This window comes from Streptomyces sp. NPDC002742 (genome assembly GCF_042888885.1).
Taxonomy (GTDB): Bacteria; Actinomycetota; Actinomycetes; order Streptomycetales; family Streptomycetaceae; genus Streptomyces.
On record NZ_JBIAQF010000016.1, the window covers coordinates 88,628 to 105,001 of the forward strand.

General features: G+C 70.2%; 16 protein-coding genes, 1 pseudogene and 1 riboswitch. Of the genes and pseudogenes, 12 read left to right on the forward strand and 5 right to left on the reverse strand.

Annotated features, from left to right (window positions below; genetic code table 11):
* Nucleotides 1–187: 187 nt before the first annotated feature.
* Nucleotides 188–1,030 (forward strand): RNA polymerase sigma factor WhiG, encoded by an 843-nt coding sequence (whiG, locus tag ACFYW8_RS27600; RefSeq protein WP_365873276.1) that lies wholly within the window; start codon nt 188–190, stop codon nt 1,028–1,030.
* Between the two features lie 151 nt (nt 1,031–1,181).
* Nucleotides 1,182–1,739: a helix-turn-helix domain-containing protein gene (locus tag ACFYW8_RS27605; RefSeq protein WP_365873463.1), complete on the forward strand. Its 558-nt coding sequence runs from the start codon at nt 1,182–1,184 to the stop codon at nt 1,737–1,739.
* A 103-nt stretch (nt 1,740–1,842) separates the two neighbouring features.
* On the opposite strand, the gene ACFYW8_RS27610 is transcribed toward ACFYW8_RS27605, so the two are convergent.
* On the reverse strand, nt 1,843–2,472 hold the full coding sequence (locus ACFYW8_RS27610) for a M23 family metallopeptidase (protein WP_365873278.1): 630 nt from the start codon (nt 2,470–2,472) through the stop codon (nt 1,843–1,845).
* A 270-nt stretch (nt 2,473–2,742) separates the two neighbouring features.
* Between ACFYW8_RS27610 and rpsB the strand changes: the two genes are divergently transcribed.
* From rpsB to ACFYW8_RS27635, 5 genes are all read left to right on the forward strand, one after another.
* Nucleotides 2,743–3,687, forward strand: a complete 945-nt coding sequence (rpsB, locus tag ACFYW8_RS27615) for a 30S ribosomal protein S2 (protein ID WP_329301874.1) — start codon at nt 2,743–2,745, stop codon at nt 3,685–3,687.
* A gap of 94 nt (nt 3,688–3,781) precedes the next feature.
* Nucleotides 3,782–4,618 (forward strand): translation elongation factor Ts, encoded by an 837-nt coding sequence (tsf, locus tag ACFYW8_RS27620; protein WP_389081757.1) that lies wholly within the window; start codon nt 3,782–3,784, stop codon nt 4,616–4,618.
* 183 nt (nt 4,619–4,801) lie between these two features.
* Nucleotides 4,802–5,572, forward strand: coding sequence for a UMP kinase (gene pyrH, locus ACFYW8_RS27625; protein ID WP_365873282.1), 771 nt, complete (start codon nt 4,802–4,804; stop codon nt 5,570–5,572).
* 173 nt (nt 5,573–5,745) lie between these two features.
* Nucleotides 5,746–6,303, forward strand: a complete 558-nt coding sequence (gene frr / locus ACFYW8_RS27630; RefSeq protein ID WP_037625129.1) for a ribosome recycling factor — start codon at nt 5,746–5,748, stop codon at nt 6,301–6,303.
* Entirely contained in the window at nt 6,303–7,442 is a 1,140-nt protein-coding gene (locus tag ACFYW8_RS27635; protein WP_365873285.1) for a phosphatidate cytidylyltransferase, read from the forward strand. The genes frr and ACFYW8_RS27635 overlap by 1 nt, the downstream gene beginning before the upstream one ends.
* A 59-nt stretch (nt 7,443–7,501) precedes the next feature.
* Here ACFYW8_RS27635 and ACFYW8_RS27640 read toward each other — a convergent pair whose 3' ends face one another.
* The gene (locus tag ACFYW8_RS27640; protein ID WP_389081769.1) at nt 7,502–7,831 is read right to left on the reverse strand and encodes a hypothetical protein; all 330 of its coding nucleotides are present in this window, start codon (nt 7,829–7,831) and stop codon (nt 7,502–7,504) included.
* Nucleotides 7,832–7,848: 17 nt separating this feature from the next.
* Nucleotides 7,849–8,175, reverse strand: a pseudogene (locus tag ACFYW8_RS27645) (DUF6233 domain-containing protein); the annotation flags it as partial.
* Nucleotides 8,176–8,343: 168 nt separating this feature from the next.
* Here ACFYW8_RS27645 and ACFYW8_RS27650 point away from each other — a divergent pair.
* The 5 genes from ACFYW8_RS27650 (at nt 8,344) to ACFYW8_RS27670 (ending at nt 14,301) form a co-directional block, all read left to right on the forward strand.
* Nucleotides 8,344–8,817, forward strand: a complete 474-nt coding sequence (locus tag ACFYW8_RS27650) for a carboxymuconolactone decarboxylase family protein (RefSeq protein WP_365873291.1) — start codon at nt 8,344–8,346, stop codon at nt 8,815–8,817.
* 319 nt (nt 8,818–9,136) lie between these two features.
* Nucleotides 9,137–10,243: a 23S rRNA (adenine(2503)-C(2))-methyltransferase RlmN gene (rlmN, locus tag ACFYW8_RS27655; protein WP_389081776.1), complete on the forward strand. Its 1,107-nt coding sequence runs from the start codon at nt 9,137–9,139 to the stop codon at nt 10,241–10,243.
* Nucleotides 10,244–10,283: 40 nt separating this feature from the next.
* A riboswitch (TPP riboswitch) is annotated at nt 10,284–10,389 on the forward strand.
* A 76-nt stretch (nt 10,390–10,465) separates the two neighbouring features.
* The gene (locus ACFYW8_RS27660; protein WP_389081781.1) at nt 10,466–11,563 is read left to right on the forward strand and encodes a thiamine ABC transporter substrate binding subunit; all 1,098 of its coding nucleotides are present in this window, start codon (nt 10,466–10,468) and stop codon (nt 11,561–11,563) included.
* Entirely contained in the window at nt 11,539–13,278 is a 1,740-nt protein-coding gene (locus ACFYW8_RS27665; RefSeq protein WP_389081786.1) for an ABC transporter permease, read from the forward strand. Before ACFYW8_RS27660 ends, ACFYW8_RS27665 begins: the two co-directional genes overlap by 25 nt.
* Complete coding sequence (locus tag ACFYW8_RS27670; RefSeq protein WP_389081791.1) at nt 13,279–14,301, forward strand: ABC transporter ATP-binding protein; 1,023 nt, start codon at nt 13,279–13,281, stop codon at nt 14,299–14,301.
* Between the two features lie 111 nt (nt 14,302–14,412).
* On the opposite strand, the gene ACFYW8_RS27675 is transcribed toward ACFYW8_RS27670, so the two are convergent.
* Together ACFYW8_RS27675 and ACFYW8_RS27680 are read right to left on the reverse strand one after the other, a co-directional pair.
* Entirely contained in the window at nt 14,413–15,069 is a 657-nt protein-coding gene (locus ACFYW8_RS27675) for an LAETG motif-containing sortase-dependent surface protein (protein ID WP_389081795.1), read from the reverse strand.
* A gap of 187 nt (nt 15,070–15,256) precedes the next feature.
* Nucleotides 15,257–16,372: an LOG family protein gene (locus ACFYW8_RS27680; RefSeq protein WP_389081800.1), complete on the reverse strand. Its 1,116-nt coding sequence runs from the start codon at nt 16,370–16,372 to the stop codon at nt 15,257–15,259.
* Nucleotides 16,373–16,374 lie beyond the last annotated feature (2 nt).

Consider the following 16,374-nt stretch of genomic DNA (forward strand, 5'->3'; position numbering starts at 1 on the left):
AACCGTCGCGACTTCGGGAGGTGCCCCGGGGAAAGGTTTCGCGTGCGGGTGACGGCCTGCGCTTCGCGCACTGCGACAGCCCAGTCACGCTACGCTCACAAGAATCCGAAGCAGGCACGCGATCTCGGCATGACGCCGACAGGACACCCAGGCCCCCAGCTCACGGCAGAACGGCACAAGGCGACGAATGCCCCAGCACACCTCCGGGTCCGACCGGACGGCGATTCCGCCAGCCGCCCGCGACGGCGGCAGGGTGCGCCCGCCCGCGCCCTCGACGCTCGACGAACTGTGGCGGTCGTACAAATCGACCGGCGACGAGCGGCTGCGGGAGCAGCTGATCCTGCATTACTCACCGCTGGTGAAGTACGTCGCGGGCCGGGTCAGCGTGGGGCTGCCGGCCAATGTCGAGCAGGCGGACTTCGTCTCGTCGGGGGTGTTCGGGCTGATCGACGCGATCGAGAAGTTCGACATCGAACGGGAGATCAAGTTCGAGACGTACGCGATCACCCGCATCCGCGGCGCGATGATCGACGAACTGCGGGCGCTGGACTGGATCCCGCGGTCGGTGCGGCAGAAGGCGCGCAACGTGGAGCGCGCCTACGCGACGCTGGAGGCTCGGCTGCGGCGCACCCCCTCGGAGGGCGAGGTGGCCGCCGAGATGGGCATCGGAGTGGAGGAACTCCACGCGGTGTTCAGTCAGTTGTCGCTGGCCAATGTGGTCGCTCTGGAGGAGCTGCTGCACGTCGGTGGCGAGGGCGGCGACCGGCTGAGTCTGATGGACACGCTGGAGGACACCGCCGCCGACAATCCGGTCGAGGTGGCCGAGGACCGGGAGCTGCGGAGGCTGCTGGCACGGGCGATCAACACGTTGCCCGACCGGGAGAAGACCGTGGTCACGCTCTACTACTACGAAGGGCTCACGCTCGCGGAGATCGGCAACGTGCTCGGGGTGACCGAGAGCCGGGTGAGCCAGATCCACACCAAGTCGGTGCTTCAGCTGCGTGCCAAGCTGGCCAGTTTCGGACGCTGAGCCGGGTGGTGCCGCCGTGCCGGGTCCCCTCGCCGTCCTGGCGCCGGGACCGGTGCGGCGGCCGCCACCGCGGTCGGCTCGGTGGAGTGGTTCCCGTCCGCGGCGGTGCGTCCGTACAGTGGTTGACGTGCCAAGGATTCGAGCGGCCTCCGTGGCCGAGCACCGGTCGATGCAGCGAGCCGCCCTGCTGGACGCTGCGCGGTCCCTGTTGTCCGAGGGCGGGACGGAGGCGCTGACCTTCCCCGCGCTCGCCGAGCGCACGGGGCTCGCGCGTTCCTCCGTGTACGAGTACTTCCGGTCCAGGGCGGCCGTCGTCGAGGAACTGTGCGAGGTCGACTTTCCCGTCTGGGCGGCCGAGGTCTCGGCCGCGATGGCCTCGGCGGACGGCCCCGAGGGGACGGTCGAGGCGTACGTACGCCGACAGCTGGCCCTGGTCGGGGACCGGCGGCACCGGGCCGTGGTCGCCATCTCCGCCAGCGAACTCGACGCGGGGGCCCGGGAGAAGATCCGGGCGGCGCACGGCGGGCTGGTCACGATGATCGGTGAGGCGCTCGCCGAGATGGGGCACGCCGAGCCGCGGCTGGCCGCGATGCTCCTGCAGGGCGTGGTCGACGCCGCGGTGCGGCGCATCGAGCTGGGCGCCGCCGAGGACCCCTCCGCGATCACGGAGGCGGCCGTGGCGATGGCCCTGCGCGGCGTCCGGGGCTGACTCCGGCCGGCCGCGGCGTCTCGGCCCCGACCCACGGCAAGGGCCCCTCGGTTCCAGGGGCCGCTTCGACACGCTTCCCGGACACCTGTCGGCCTTCGGTCGGTCAGGGGTCCGCGGGCGGTCCGTGGAGAGGCAGCAGGCGGGACGGGCCCGTGTTCAGGAGCCAGGGCGGGAGCAGCGACAGCGGGTTCAGGTACGTCCTGCCTCTCAGCAGGCCCCAGTGGAGGCAGGCCGTCGGTCCGCAGTGCGCGTCCGCCGCCTCCAGCGTGCCGAGAGCCTCGCCCGCGAGGACCTCCTCGTCCTTGCGCACCGACGCCCGCACCGGGCCGTACGTCGTCCGCAGCGGGGGCTCCCCCGTGCCCGACAGCTCCACCGAGACGACCCCGCGGCCCGCGACCCTGCCGGCGAACGACACCCGGCCGGGTGCGACGGCCCGCACCGGGACGCCGGGGACTGCCGCGAGGTCGACACCGCGATGACCCCGGGAGTAGGCCGTCGCCGGCGGTTCCCAGCCCCGTACGACGAACGGCCGGACACCCACGGGCCAGCCGCGGGCGAGCGCCGGGACCGAGGGGTCGGCCGCAGGCGTGGGGGCCGGGGCCGGTGACGCGGGGGCCGGTGGCGCGGGGCCGCTGCCCTCGGCCCGTGCCAACGGGGTCGGCGCGCCCAGGACGGCCACCGTCAGACCGAGGAGGAGTCCCGGCCACGTACGCGCACATCGGTTCACTCGCATGCGGGAACGGTCCCGCATCGGGCGGATCGTGGCCGGGATCTGTGGAGTACCGGCCGGTTGTGGACAGCGGCGTCACCTGCCCCCTCTCGGGTCCCGTACACTTCTGATGGCGATTCGGGTCACCGAGTCGACTTCGCACGCCCCGGCACCTGGTCGTCAGCGACCGGTGTCAGCGCCTCTCGGTCCTTTGTGGCAAGGCGCACCGCGGGCGTCAGGCGCGCGTGCCGTCCGGCACACGCGGTACAACCGAGAACACCGAGGAGAACGGCCATGGCCGTCGTCACGATGCGGGAGCTGCTGGAAAGCGGCGTCCACTTCGGTCACCAGACCCGTCGTTGGAACCCGAAGATGAAGCGCTTCATCTTCACGGAGCGCAACGGCATCTACATCATCGACCTGCTCCAGTCGCTGTCGTACATCGACCGCGCCTACGAGTTCGTCAAGGAGACCGTCGCCCACGGCGGCACGGTCATGTTCGTCGGCACGAAGAAGCAGGCGCAGGAGGCCATCGCCGAGCAGGCCACCCGCGTCGGCATGCCTTACGTCAACCAGCGCTGGCTGGGCGGCATGCTCACCAACTTCTCCACCGTCTACAAGCGTCTGCAGCGCCTCAAGGAGCTTGAGCAGATCGACTTCGAGGACGTCGCGGCCTCGGGTCTCACCAAGAAGGAGCTTCTCGTGCTCTCGCGCGAGAAGGCCAAGCTGGAGAAGACCCTCGGTGGTATCCGCGAGATGCAGAAGGTGCCCAGCGCCGTCTGGATCGTGGACACCAAGAAGGAGCACATCGCGGTCGGTGAGGCCCGGAAGCTCAACATCCCGGTCGTCGCCATCCTCGACACCAACTGTGACCCCGACGAGGTCGACTACAAGATCCCGGGCAACGACGACGCGATCCGCTCCGTCACCCTGCTCACCCGCGTGATCGCCGACGCCGTCGCCGAGGGCCTCATCTCCCGCTCGGGCGCCGGCAAGGCCGCGGGTGACAAGGCCGCGGGCGAGCCGCTCGCCGCGTGGGAGCGCGACCTGCTCGAGGGCGAGAAGAAGGCCGACGACGCCGAGGTCCAGACCTCCGCCGAGACGGAGAAGGTCGCCGACGCCGAGCAGGCCGAGGCCCCCGCCGAGGCTGAGGCCGTCGAGGCCCCCGCCGCCGAGGCCGAGGTTGCTGCCGAGGCGCCCGTCGCCGAGGCCCCCGCCGCGGACGCCGAGCAGGCCTGACCCCTCACCCCTTCGGGTTTGTGAACGGCGGGGGCACAAAGCCCCCGCCGTTCGTCCCGTAGATCTTCAGACTTCGAGAGAGATTCCAGGAATCATGGCGAACTACACCGCCGCCGACGTCAAGAAGCTCCGTGAGCTCACCGGCGCCGGCATGATGGACTGCAAGAAGGCGCTGGACGAGTCCGACGGCAACGTCGACAAGGCCGTCGAGGCGCTGCGGATCAAGGGCCAGAAGGGCGTCGCCAAGCGCGAGGGCCGCTCCGCCGAGAACGGCGCCGTGGTCTCCATCATCGCTGACGACAACACCTCCGGTGTCCTGGTCGAGCTGAAGTGCGAGACGGACTTCGTCGCCAAGGGCGAGAAGTTCCAGGCCGTCGCCAACGAGATCGCCCAGCACGTCGTCAAGACGTCGCCGGCCGACATCGAGGCGCTCCTCGGCTCCGAGATCGAGCCCGGCAAGACGGTTCAGGCGTTCGTCGACGAGGCCAACGCGAACCTGGGCGAGAAGATCGTCCTGGACCGCTTCGCCCAGTTCTCCGGCGCGTTCGTGTCCGCGTACATGCACCGCACCATGCCCGACCTGCCCCCGCAGATCGGTGTTCTGGTCGAGCTGGACAAGGCCGACGCCGACCTCGCCAAGGGCATCGCGCAGCACATCGCCGCCTTCGCGCCGAAGTACCTCTCCAAGGAGGACGTTCCGGCCGAGGTCGTCGAGACCGAGCGTCGCGTCGCCGAGGAGACCACCCGCGCCGAGGGCAAGCCCGAGGCCGCCCTCCCGAAGATCGTCGAGGGTCGCGTCAACGGCTTCTTCAAGGAGGCCACCCTCCTCGGTCAGCCGTACGCGCTCGACAACAAGAAGTCCGTCCAGAAGGTTCTGGACGAGGCCGGTGTCACCCTGAAGCGCTTCTCGCGCATCAAGGTCGGCATCTGAGTCCGTACCGCGATCGACGCGCGACCCCTATAGGGTCGAGAGCAGTCGTCCGCGTGCGCCGGCACCCACGCGTGTGTGCCGGACGACAGCAGATCTGACGAGGAGGCCATTGCCGAGCATGGGATGCGAACAACACCCCACCGGCAATGGCCTTCTTCGTATGTGCACCATGAGGAGATCTCCATGACCACCACCCAGGCCGACAAGGGCGAGAAGAGCGACGACGGCAAAGGCGCGGGCCGCTTTCTGCTGAAGCTTTCCGGCGAGGCGTTCGCCGGGGGCGGCGGACTGGGCGTCGACCCCGACGTGGTGCACAAGATCGCCCGCGAGATCGCGGCCGTCGTGCGCGGCGGTGCCCAGATCGCCGTCGTCATCGGCGGCGGCAACTTCTTCCGCGGGGCCGAACTCCAGCAGCGCGGCATGGACCGGGCGCGCTCCGACTACATGGGCATGCTCGGCACGGTCATGAACTGCCTCGCCCTCCAGGACTTCCTGGAGAAGGAGGGCATCGACAGCCGCGTCCAGACCGCCATCACCATGGGCCAGGTCGCGGAGCCGTACATCCCGCTGCGCGGCGTGCGGCACCTGGAGAAGGGCCGTGTGGTCATCTTCGGTGCCGGTATGGGCATGCCGTACTTCTCCACCGACACCACCGCCGCCCAGCGGGCCCTGGAGATCGACGCCGAGGCGCTCCTCATGGGCAAGAACGGTGTGGACGGGGTCTACGACTCCGACCCGAAGACCAACCCCGAGGCCGTCAAGTTCGACTCGCTCAGCTACGGCGAGGTCATCACCCGGGACCTCAAGGTCGCCGACATGACCGCCATCACGCTGTGCCGGGACAACAACCTGCCGATCCTGGTCTTCGAACTGCTGGCGGAGGGGAATATCGCGCGGGCCGTCAAGGGTGAGAAGATCGGCACACTCGTGGGCGACCAGAGCGGCCGGGCCTGACGGGTAATGCTGCTGGACCGGGTGCGACTTCCGGTCCAGGACGGACCCCGACCGGGGGATGGACAATGTCCTGCCGGTCCGGAACCGTGCAGGAACAAGACGCGACGCAGCCGGCCGCGAACCCCGACGAGGAAACAGCTGCCGGGCCTACTCAAGACACGCAGGAGCAAGTGGTGATCGAAGAGACCCTCCTCGAGGCCGAGGAGAAGATGGAGAAGGCCGTCGTGGTCGCCAAGGAGGACTTCGCCGCGATCCGCACCGGCCGTGCGCACCCGGCGATGTTCAACAAGATCGTGGCCGACTACTACGGCGCGCTGACGCCGATCAACCAGCTGGCCTCGTTCTCGGTTCCGGAGCCGCGCATGGCGGTGGTGACCCCGTTCGACAAGAGCGCCCTGCGCAACATCGAGCAGGCCATCCGCGACTCCGACCTGGGCGTCAACCCCAGCAACGACGGCAACATCATCCGGGTGACGTTCCCCGAGCTGACCGAAGAGCGTCGCAAGGACTACATCAAGGTCGCGCGGACCAAGGGCGAGGACGCCAAGGTCTCGATCCGCGCCGTGCGCCGCAAGGCCAAGGACGCTCTCGACAAGCTCGTCAAGGACAAGGAGTCCGGCGAGGACGAGGTCCGCCGCGCGGAGAAGGAGCTCGACGACACCACGGCGAAGTACGTCGCCCAGGTGGACGAGCTCCTGAAGCACAAAGAGGCGGAGCTGCTCGAGGTCTGATGAACGACTCTTCCTGGGGGGCGCCGCCACAAGCCGGGTACTGGGGGCCGTCCGAGCAGGGGCCTGTCCAGGGGGCAGACCCGGCGGGTCCCACGTACGATGCGCATGACGCGCAGCACACTCGGCCCATGCCCACCGTGCCCGAAGTACCCGCACACGGCGGAGACCAGGATGACGACAGTGGGGCCGCTCGGTCGAGCGGCCCCTCGGTCCGCGACGACACACCGCCGACGGCGCCCTATGGGGATCCGTCTCACAATCCGCAGAGCCCGCAGGAGCCCATGCCCAGCGCCGCCCCAGAGCCCGCCCCCGCACCTCAGAAGAAGAGTGCGGGACGCGACCTGGGCGCTGCCATAGGAGTGGGCGTCGGGCTGGGCGCGGTGATCGTCGCGTCGTTGTTCGTCGTCAAGGCCGTCTTCGTCGGCGTGATAGCGGTCGCCGTGGTGGTGGGGCTCTGGGAGCTCACCTCACGGCTGGAGGAGCGCAAGGGCATCAAGGCGCCTCTCGTGCCGCTCGCGCTCGGCGGGGCCGCCATGGTGGTCTCCGGGTACGTACGCGGTGCCGAGGGCGCCTGGGTGGCCATGGCGCTCACCGCGCTGGCCGTCCTGGTCTGGCGGATGACGGAACCGCCAGAGGGCTATCTGAAGGACGTCACGGCGGGGGTCTTCGCGGCCTTCTACGTGCCGTTCCTGGCGACCTTCGTCTCCATGATGCTCACGGCCGACGACGGTCCGCGCCGCGTGCTCACCTTCCTGCTCCTGACCGTCGTCAGCGACACGGGCGCGTACGCGGTCGGCTGGCGCTTCGGCAAGCACAAGCTGGCGCCGCGGATCAGCCCCGGGAAGACCCGTGAGGGTCTGTTCGGAGCGGTCAGCTTCGCGATGGTGGCGGGTGCTCTGTGCATGCAGTTCCTGATCGACGACGGCACCTGGTGGCAGGGCCTGATCCTCGGCCTCGCGGTCGCGGCCAGCGCCACGCTCGGTGACCTCGGCGAGTCCATGATCAAGCGGGATCTCGGCATCAAGGACATGGGCACCCTGCTGCCGGGCCACGGCGGCATCATGGACCGGCTGGACTCCCTGCTCCCGACGGCTCCGGTCGTCTGGCTGCTGCTGGTGCTCTTCGTCGGATCCGGCTGATCGTTTTTCCGCATGCGTCTACGACGCACGCGTGTACGACACCACGCCACCCCTTCCGGTCACCCGGTCACCTCACCGTGATCCCCGTGACCGGGAGGGGTGGCGTCGTATGTGTGAGGCCGGCCGTCCTGCCATTGAACCCAGCGCGGATCGTCGAGGAACTCCCACGCGTCCGGGAGGCCCGCGCGGCGCAGGAACTCGACCACGTCGACGTCGCTGTGGGCGACGCCGGCGCTCAGGCCGCGGATCGTCACCCGGCGGCCGCCGCTCCCGGCCGGGCGGCCGATGGTGATGGGCGCGGTGGATACGCCGTCGGCCCGTGCCTGTCCGTGGTGTTCGTGGTTCGGCTGTGCGTGTTCGTCGCTCGGCTGCGCGTGTTCGTGGTCCACAGGGCACCCAGATCCGTGTCGGGGCGGCAGTACGGGCATGCCGTGACGCCGTCTTCGGTGATCGCCCGGAGTGCCTGCTCACGTGCGAGTGGCTTCGTGTTCTTCCCGGCCATCCCGCAGTCGCCCGTGTGGACGGCGTCGGGAGTGGCCTTGGCGCCGCCTGTCCGTCGCGTCGCGACCTTCCATCGCGCGGCGGCGGGGGCGACGTGCGGGCCGCGCGAGTGGCGGCGACCTCCTGGCGCTCCAGCTCGGCGATGGTGTCGTCGGTGCGGCGCAGTTGCCGGAGCAGCCAGGCGCGGACACTGCGCAGGTACTCCAGGCGGGACGCTTTTTCGTACACATATTCGATTCTAGGCCTTGGTGCGACTCCACCGCAGCATCCCGCCTGTCGTCCTGTGACGGCGAACCCTGAGCTCGTGGTGGGAGACGCAGGTCACATGGAGCCGTGTCACATCGTGCGGAGCTGTTCCGTCGAAGGGGTGTAACCACGAACGACGACACAGGAGCCCACCATGGAAGCTCGGTTGAACCTCTTCGCCAGCCCGGTCGCGGCCAAGTTCACGAAGCACATCGTCGCGGCCGGCAGGGCGCTGGAGGACTCCACCCTGCCGGCCGCGACGCAGGAGCTGGTGAAGCTGCGCGCCAGCCAGATCAACGGCTGCGGTTTCTGCACCGACATGCACACCAAGGACGCCACCGCCGCGGGGGAGACCTCGGTGCGCCTCAACCTGGTCGCGGCCTGGCGCGAGGCGACGGTGTTCACCGACGCCGAGCGGGCCGCCCTGGAGCTGACGGAGCAGGGCACGCGGATCGCCGACGCGGCCGGCGGTGTCACGGACGAGTGCTGGGCGAACGCCGCCAAGTACTACGACGAGGAGCAACTCGCCGCCCTGGTGTGCTGCATCTCGATCATCAACGCCTTCAACCGCGGAAACGTGATCGTCCAGCAGCCGGCGGGCAGCTACCGTCCCGGCCAGTTCGCCTGACCGAGACCGAGGGTGCTCGGGCCGGGTTCCGGGGCCGGCCGGACTTCGGAACCCGGGTCCCGGGTCTGCCGGGCCGGCCGGGATTGCGGGTCCGCGGGGCCGGCCGGGATTGCCGGGTCCACCGGGCCCCGGGTCCCCGCGGGGCTCGCAGTGGGCCGGCTCGTGGCCGGTAGGCCGTTCGCGGGTGTCCCCCAGGGCGTTCATGGGCGCCCTCGGGCCGTCCCGCGGCGGCCCGAGGACGGACCCGGGGGAGCGACGGCCACCACCCCACCGTTCGGGCCCCAGGTCACACCATTCGATCTGCGACACTGGTACAGCCATGCCTAAGCCCGGAGAACTCACCTTTGTAGCGCCGCGCGGAGCCAAGAAGCCGCCGCGGCACCTTGCCGATCTCACGCCTGCCGAGCGCAAAGAGGCTGTTGCCGCGATCGGTGAGAAGCCGTTTCGTGCCAAGCAGCTCTCGCAGCACTACTTCGCCCGGTACGCGCACGACCCCGCCGAGTGGACGGACATCCCGGCCGCCTCGCGCGGCAAGCTCCAGGAGGCACTGCTTCCCGAGCTGATGACGGTCGTACGGCATCTGTCGACCGACCAGGACACCACCCGCAAGACCCTGTGGCGGCTCTTCGACGGCACGCTCGTCGAGTCCGTGCTGATGCGCTACCCGGACCGGGTGACCATGTGCATCAGCTCGCAGGCGGGCTGCGGGATGAACTGCCCCTTCTGCGCCACCGGACAGGCCGGCCTCGACCGGAACCTGTCGACCGGCGAGATCGTGCACCAGATCGTCGACGGTATGCGGGCGCTCCGCGACGGCGAGATCCCCGGCGGTCCGGCGCGGCTGAGCAACATCGTCTTCATGGGGATGGGCGAGCCGCTCGCCAACTACAAGCGGGTGGTCGGGGCGATCCGGGCCCTCACCGACTCCGAGCCGGACGGGCTCGGGCTCTCGCAGCGCGGTATCACCGTGTCGACGGTCGGGCTGGTCCCCGCCATCAACCGGTTCTCCGACGAGGGCTTCAAGTGCCGGCTCGCGATCTCCCTGCACGCTCCCGACGACGAGCTGCGCGACACCCTCGTACCCGTGAACACGCGGTGGAAGGTGCGCGAGGTGCTGGACGCCGGGTGGGAGTACGCGGCGAAGTCCGGGCGGCGCCTGTCGATCGAGTACGCCCTGATCCGGGACATCAACGACCAGGCGTGGCGTGGTGACCGGCTCGGGCGGATGCTCAAGGGCAAGCCCGTGCATGTCAACCTCATCCCGCTGAACCCGACCCCGGGCTCGAAGTGGACCGCCTCGCGGCCCGAGGACGAGAAGGCCTTCGTCGAGGCCATCGCGGCCCATGGCGTGCCGGTGACCGTCCGGGACACCCGGGGCCAGGAGATCGACGGAGCGTGTGGTCAGCTCGCCGCGACCGAGCGGTAGTCTGAGTCGGGTCAGTACGCCTTCATATTCCGACATCTTCATATTCCGACAGGGGAGCGCCACAGCGCTGAGAGTGCGGGACAGACCGCAGACCCTCTGAACCTTGCCCAGGTCATTCTGGGTAGGAAGTTCGGTCATTACTCAAGCTGTTGCGCCCTGCCCGGGAACCGTCAGAGGTCCCGGGCGGGGCCGCGTCTCTTCCTGGTCACCCAGGAGGAATCAGTGAGCACCACCACCAGCGCCGGCAGGCGGTTCGCGGCCTTGGCCGTCGGGCTCGGTCTCGTCGCGCTGCCCGCGCTGTCCGCGTGCGGCTCGTCCGACACCGCCGGCTCGGGCGACTCGAAGACGATCACGCTCGTCAGCCACGACTCGTGGCTCGTGTCGAAGAGCGTGCTCAAGGACTTCGAGAAGCGGTCCGGCTACAAGGTCCGCGTCCTCATGGACGGCGACGCCGGGCAGGCCGTCAACAAGGCGATCCTGACCAAGGACAACCCGCAGGGCGACGTCTTCTTCGGCGTCGACAACACCCTGCTCTCCCGCGCGCTCGACAACGGGCTGTTCCAGCCGTACGCGGCCAAGGGCGCGGACCTGGTCATGCCCGAGTACCGGACCGACCAGGACAAGCACCGGGTCACCCCCATCGACACGGGCGACATCTGCGTCAACTACGACAAGGCCTACTTCAGCGAGCACAAGCTGGCGCCGCCGCAGTCCTTCGACGACCTGGTCAAGCCCGCGTACAAGAATCTCCTCGTGACCGAGAACGCCGCCACGTCCTCGCCCGGCCTCGGTTTCCTGCTCGGGTCCGCCGCGCACTACGGCGACGACAACTGGCAGGGCTACTGGAAGAAGCTCAAGGCCAACGGGGTGAAGGTCGTGGACGGCTGGGAGCAGGCGTACAACGACGAGTTCTCCGGTTCCGCCGGCGGCAAGAAGGCCAAGGCCGACCGCCCGCTCGTCGTCTCGTACGCCTCGTCGCCACCCGCCGAGGTCATCTACGCCAAGCCGAAGCCCACCACCGCCCCGACCGGGGTCGCGGCCGGCACCTGCTTCCGGCAGGTGGAGTACGCGGGTCTGCTCAGCCACGCCAAGAACGCCAAGGGCGGCAAGGCGTTCCTGGACTTCCTGCTGACCAAGGAGTTCCAGGAGGACATGCCGCTCAACATGTTCGTCTACCCGGTGCGTGAGGGGGCGCGGGTGCCGGCGGAGTTCACCCGGTTCGGTCCGCAGGCCAAGGATCCCGAGATCCTGGCGCCCGCGAAGATCGCCGCCGATCGCGACCAGTGGGTCAAGTCGTGGACCTCGCTCGTACTGAAGTAGCCGACGGCGCGGACGGCGCGGACCGGGCCGACGGGGTCGGCGAGGGCGGCGGGACCGGCGAGGACGGCAAGGCTTCGGGAAAGGCGCGCGGGCAGGGCGTGACGCGGTTCGCGCTGATGGCCCTGCCCGTCGCGTTCTTCGCGGTCTTCTTCGCCTACCCCGTGGCCGCGATCGTCTCGCGCGGGCTCCACGGGGACGGCGGATGGCAGCTCGGCCGGATCTGGGACGTGGCGACCCGGCCGGACATCCGGCACGTGCTGTGGTTCACCACCTGGCAGGCGCTCGCCTCGACGGCGCTCACGCTCCTGGTGGCGCTCCCCGGCGCGTACGTCTTCGCGCGCTTCGATTTCAGGGGCAAGCAGATACTCCGGGCCGTGGTCACGGTGCCCTTCGTGCTGCCGACCGTGGTCGTCGGCACGGCGTTCCTCGCGCTGGTCGGCCGGGGCGGGCTGCTCGACGAGCTGTGGGGCGTACGCCTGGACACCACGGTGTGGGCGATCCTGCTGGCGCATGTCTTCTTCAACTACGCGGTCGTCGTACGGACCGTCGGCGGGCTCTGGTCGCAGCTCGACCCGCGCCAGGAAGAGGCCGCCCGCGTGCTCGGCGCCTCCCGCTTCGCGGCCTGGCGCAGGGTGACGCTGCCGGCGCTCGGGCCGGCCGTGGCCGCCGCCGCACTCATGGTCTTCCTCTTCACCTTCACCTCGTTCGGTGTGGTGCAGATCCTCGGCGGCCCCACCTTCTCGACCCTCGAGGTCGAGATCTACCGGCAGACCTCCGAGATCTTCGATCTCGCGACGGCGGCGGTGCTCACGATCGTCCAGTTCGTGGCGGTGGGGGCGATCCTCGCCGTGCACGCGGCGACCGTACGCCGCCGGGAGACCGCGCTGCGTCTGGTGGCCCCGGAGACGACGGCGCGCAGGCCGCGCGGGGCCGGGCAGTGGGGGCTCCTCGCGGGCGTGCTGGCGAGCATCGCGGTCCTCCTCGTGCTGCCGCTCGCGGTCCTCGTCCAGCGGTCCCTCGGCGCACCGGGATTCAGCTACTACCGGGCGCTGACCCACGACGACGGAGGTGTCTTCCTCGTCGCCCCGATCGAGGCGGTCGGCAACTCGCTGGAGTACGCGCTCGCCGCCACCGCCATCGCCGTACTGATCGGCGGTCTGGCCGCCGCGGCCCTCACCCGGCGCGCCGGCCGTCTCATGCGGGGCTTCGACGCGCTGCTGATGCTGCCGCTCGGCGTCTCGGCGGTGACCGTGGGTTTCGGGTTCCTGATCGCCCTGGACGAGCCGCCGCTGGATCTGCGTGCCAGCTGGATCCTGGTGCCGCTGGCGCAGGCGCTGGTGGGTGTCCCCTTCGTCGTACGGACGATGCTGCCCGTGCTGCGGGCGGTGGACGGGCGGCTGCGGGAGGCCGCTGCCGTGCTCGGGGCGTCGCCGTGGCGGGTGTGGCGCGAGGTCGATCTGCCGATGGTGCGGCGGGCGCTGCTGATCGCGGCCGGGTTCGCCTTCGCCGTCTCCCTCGGGGAGTTCGGGGCGACCGTCTTCGTCGCACGGCCCGACAACCCGACGCTGCCGGTCGCCGTTGCCCGGCTGCTCGGGCGCGCGGGCGATCTCAACTACGGCCAGGCCATGGCCCTTTCGACGATTCTGATGGTGGTGTGCGCGGTGGCGCTCTTGCTGCTGGAGCGGGTACGGACCGACCGGACCGGGGAGTTCTAGATGCTGTTGAGCCTGCGGGGCGCGACCGTACGCTTCGGCGGCCGGGCAGTGCTCGACGCCGTCGACCTCGATGTCGCCGAGCACGAGATCGTGTGCGTGCTCGGGCCGAGCGGCAGCGGCAAGTCCACGCTGCTGCGGGCGGTGGCCGGACTCCAGCCGCTGGACGGGGGCCGTGTGGTGCTGGACGGCCGGGACCAGGCGGCCGTTCCAGCGCACAAGCGGGGCGTCGGCCTGATGTTCCAGGACCATCAGCTCTTCCCGCAGCGGGACGTGGGCGGCAACGTGGCCTTCGGGCTGCGGATGCACGGCACGTCGAGGAGCGGACAGGCGTCCCGGGTGGCGGAGTTGCTCGACCTCGTCGGTCTGCCCGGAGCGCGGGACCGTGCCGTCGCCTCGCTCTCCGGCGGCGAGCAGCAGCGGGTGGCACTGGCCCGCGCCCTCGCGCCGCGCCCCCGGCTGCTGATGCTCGACGAACCGCTCGGCCAGCTCGACCGCTCACTGCGCGAACGGCTGGTCGTCGAACTGCGCGACCTCTTCGGCGAGTTGGGTACGACCGTGCTCGCCGTCACCCACGACCAGGGCGAGGCCTTCGCGCTCGCGGACCGGGTCGTGGTCATGCGCGACGGGCGGATCGCCCAGTCCGGTACGCCACTTGAGGTCTGGCAGCGTCCCGCGGACGCGTTCGTGGCCCGCTTCCTCGGCTTCGACAACGTGGTCGGGGCGACGGTGGGCGCGACGGCCGCCGACACCCCCTGGGGCAAGGTCCCGGTACCCGAGGGCGCCGCCCAGGGGCCCGGCACGCTCCTCGTACGGCCCGCCGGTGTACGGCTCGTGGCCGCGGACGACGGGCTGCGCTGCACGGTCGCCGCACGCACCTTCCGGGGCACACACGTCGCCGTACAGCTTCAGCCGGAGGGCGCGCCCCGGCTGGAGGCCGCGTGCGCGCTGCGGGACGCGCCGGAACCCGGGGACGTGGTCGGGGTGGAGTTCGACGCCGAAGAGATCGTCCTCCTCGGGGCGTAGGCGCCGCCGGGGCTCCCGGGAATCGGGGCGGCCGAGCGAGGGACCCGCCCGGACAGCCGTGTGGCCCGCCCCCTCGACGGGGGCGGGCCACACGGTCGTTCAGGACGCGGGTCAGGCCTTCGAGGCGCCGCGGCGGCGCATGCCGAAGAAGACCGCTCCGCCACCGACGATGACGAACGCGGCGGCGATGCCGGCGATCATCGGGGTGTTGGAGTTCGCACCGGTCTCGGCGAGGTTGGACTCACCGGCGGCAGCGGACGGCTGGTTGTCGCCCGGGGTGGCCGGAGCGGCGCTGCTCTCCGAGTCGGAGGGACTGGCCGAGTTCGAGGGAGCCTCCGAGGAGGGGGCCTCCGACGGCTTCGGGCTCGCCGAGGGGGACGGCGACTCCGACTTCGGGGCGCAGGCCTCGGAGGGCACCGACTTGACATCCTTGTCCGCGTTGACGCGGGTCGGGACATCGATGTGGGCCCGGTACTCGCCCCCGGGAACCCAGTCCTCCGTGAGCGTGATGGCAACGGAGGCCTTGCCGTCCTGCTGGCCGGTGACGTCTCCGGAGCCGACCTGCTTGTTTTCGCCACCCGAAGTCTTGAGGAAGACCGTGATGGTGGCCTTGTTGGCGGTAGTGTCCCTGTCGGACACGGTGACGATGGCCTTCGCGCCGTCGCAGGAAGCGACAGCCTCGAAGTCACCGATGCTGCAGGCGAGTGCGTTGCCGGCGACGCCGAGCGCGAGCGCGGCAGAGGCGGAGGCAACGCCGAGGATTCGCACGGTTCGTGCGGTGCGTCGAGATATGGACACGATTGCCCTTCACAGGTTGCGCAACTGCGGGGGGTGTTGGGGGGTTTGCTGCGAATCATTCCAGCAACAGCGCCCCCAGGAGTTTCACAGGTTTATAAGCGCAGCCTAAGGGCTGTCAATGCGTATGCCCCGTCTTGCTGTTGGCTTTGCCGAGTTGTTAACCTCCGAAGTGTTTGAGTGCTTCCGGAGCGTCATCGATCCGGTCGACCAGCGCGATTCGCGACTCCATCGCCCGTTCGCAGGCCAGCGACTTGAGCAGCGGCCAGGCGGGGTACTTCTCGGTCCAGTGCGCGCGGTCCACCAGGACCATGGGGGTGGGCTCGCCCCTCGACCCGTAGTAGTTGGGGGTGGCGTTGTCGAAGATCTCCTGTACGGTCCCGGCGGCGCCCGGAAGGAAGACGACACCCGCGTTCGAGCGGGCCAGCAGTCCGTCCTCGCGGGTCGCGTTGGCAAAGTACTTGGCCGTGTGCGCGGCGAAGGCGTTCGGCGGCTCATGGCCGTAGAACCAGGTGGGGATGCCGACCGAGGGGCCGCCCGAGGGCCAGCGCCGCCGCACCGCGAACGCCGAGCGCGCCCAGTCGGTGATGGAGGGGGAGAACGACGGGACGGCGGACAGGATGCCCAGCGCCTCGTCGAGCATGCCGTCGTCGAACGGAGCGGCGTACGCGCCGAGGTTCGCCGCCTCCATGGCGCCCGGGCCGCCGCCGGTGGCGACCATGAGACCGGAGCGGGCGAGCGTGCGGCCGAGCCGCGCGGCCCCCGCGTACGCCTTGGTGCCGCGCGCCATCGCGTGGCCGCCCATCACGCCGACCACCCTTGCGCCGACGAGGAGTTCGTCGAGCGCGTCCGAGACGGAGTCGTCATGGACCGCGCGCACCATCGACGCGAGTATGTCGCCGTCGGCCTTCGTCCGCTGGAACCAGGCGTACGTGCGGGCGTCGGGCGTCGCCTCGTACCCCGCGTCGAGCGAGGCGAAGAGCTCGTCGGGGGAGTAGAGGTGACCCCGGTAGGGGTCGAGGGGGAGGTCCGGCACGGGCGGGAAGACGAGCGCGCCCGAGGTCCGGACCCGCTCGGCCGCCGCCGGCTCCATCGGGCAGCCGAGGAAGACGGCCCCCGTGGTGTCCACCGACAGCAGATCCCGCGTACGGCCCGTCAGATCGACGGCCTGAACTCGGAACCGGGCGAGCGAGCCGCCCTTCGAGACGACCTCGTCGAACTCGGCGAGGGATTCGATCTCACGGTCATGGGATGAGTGAAGGGGTGTCGGCTGCACGC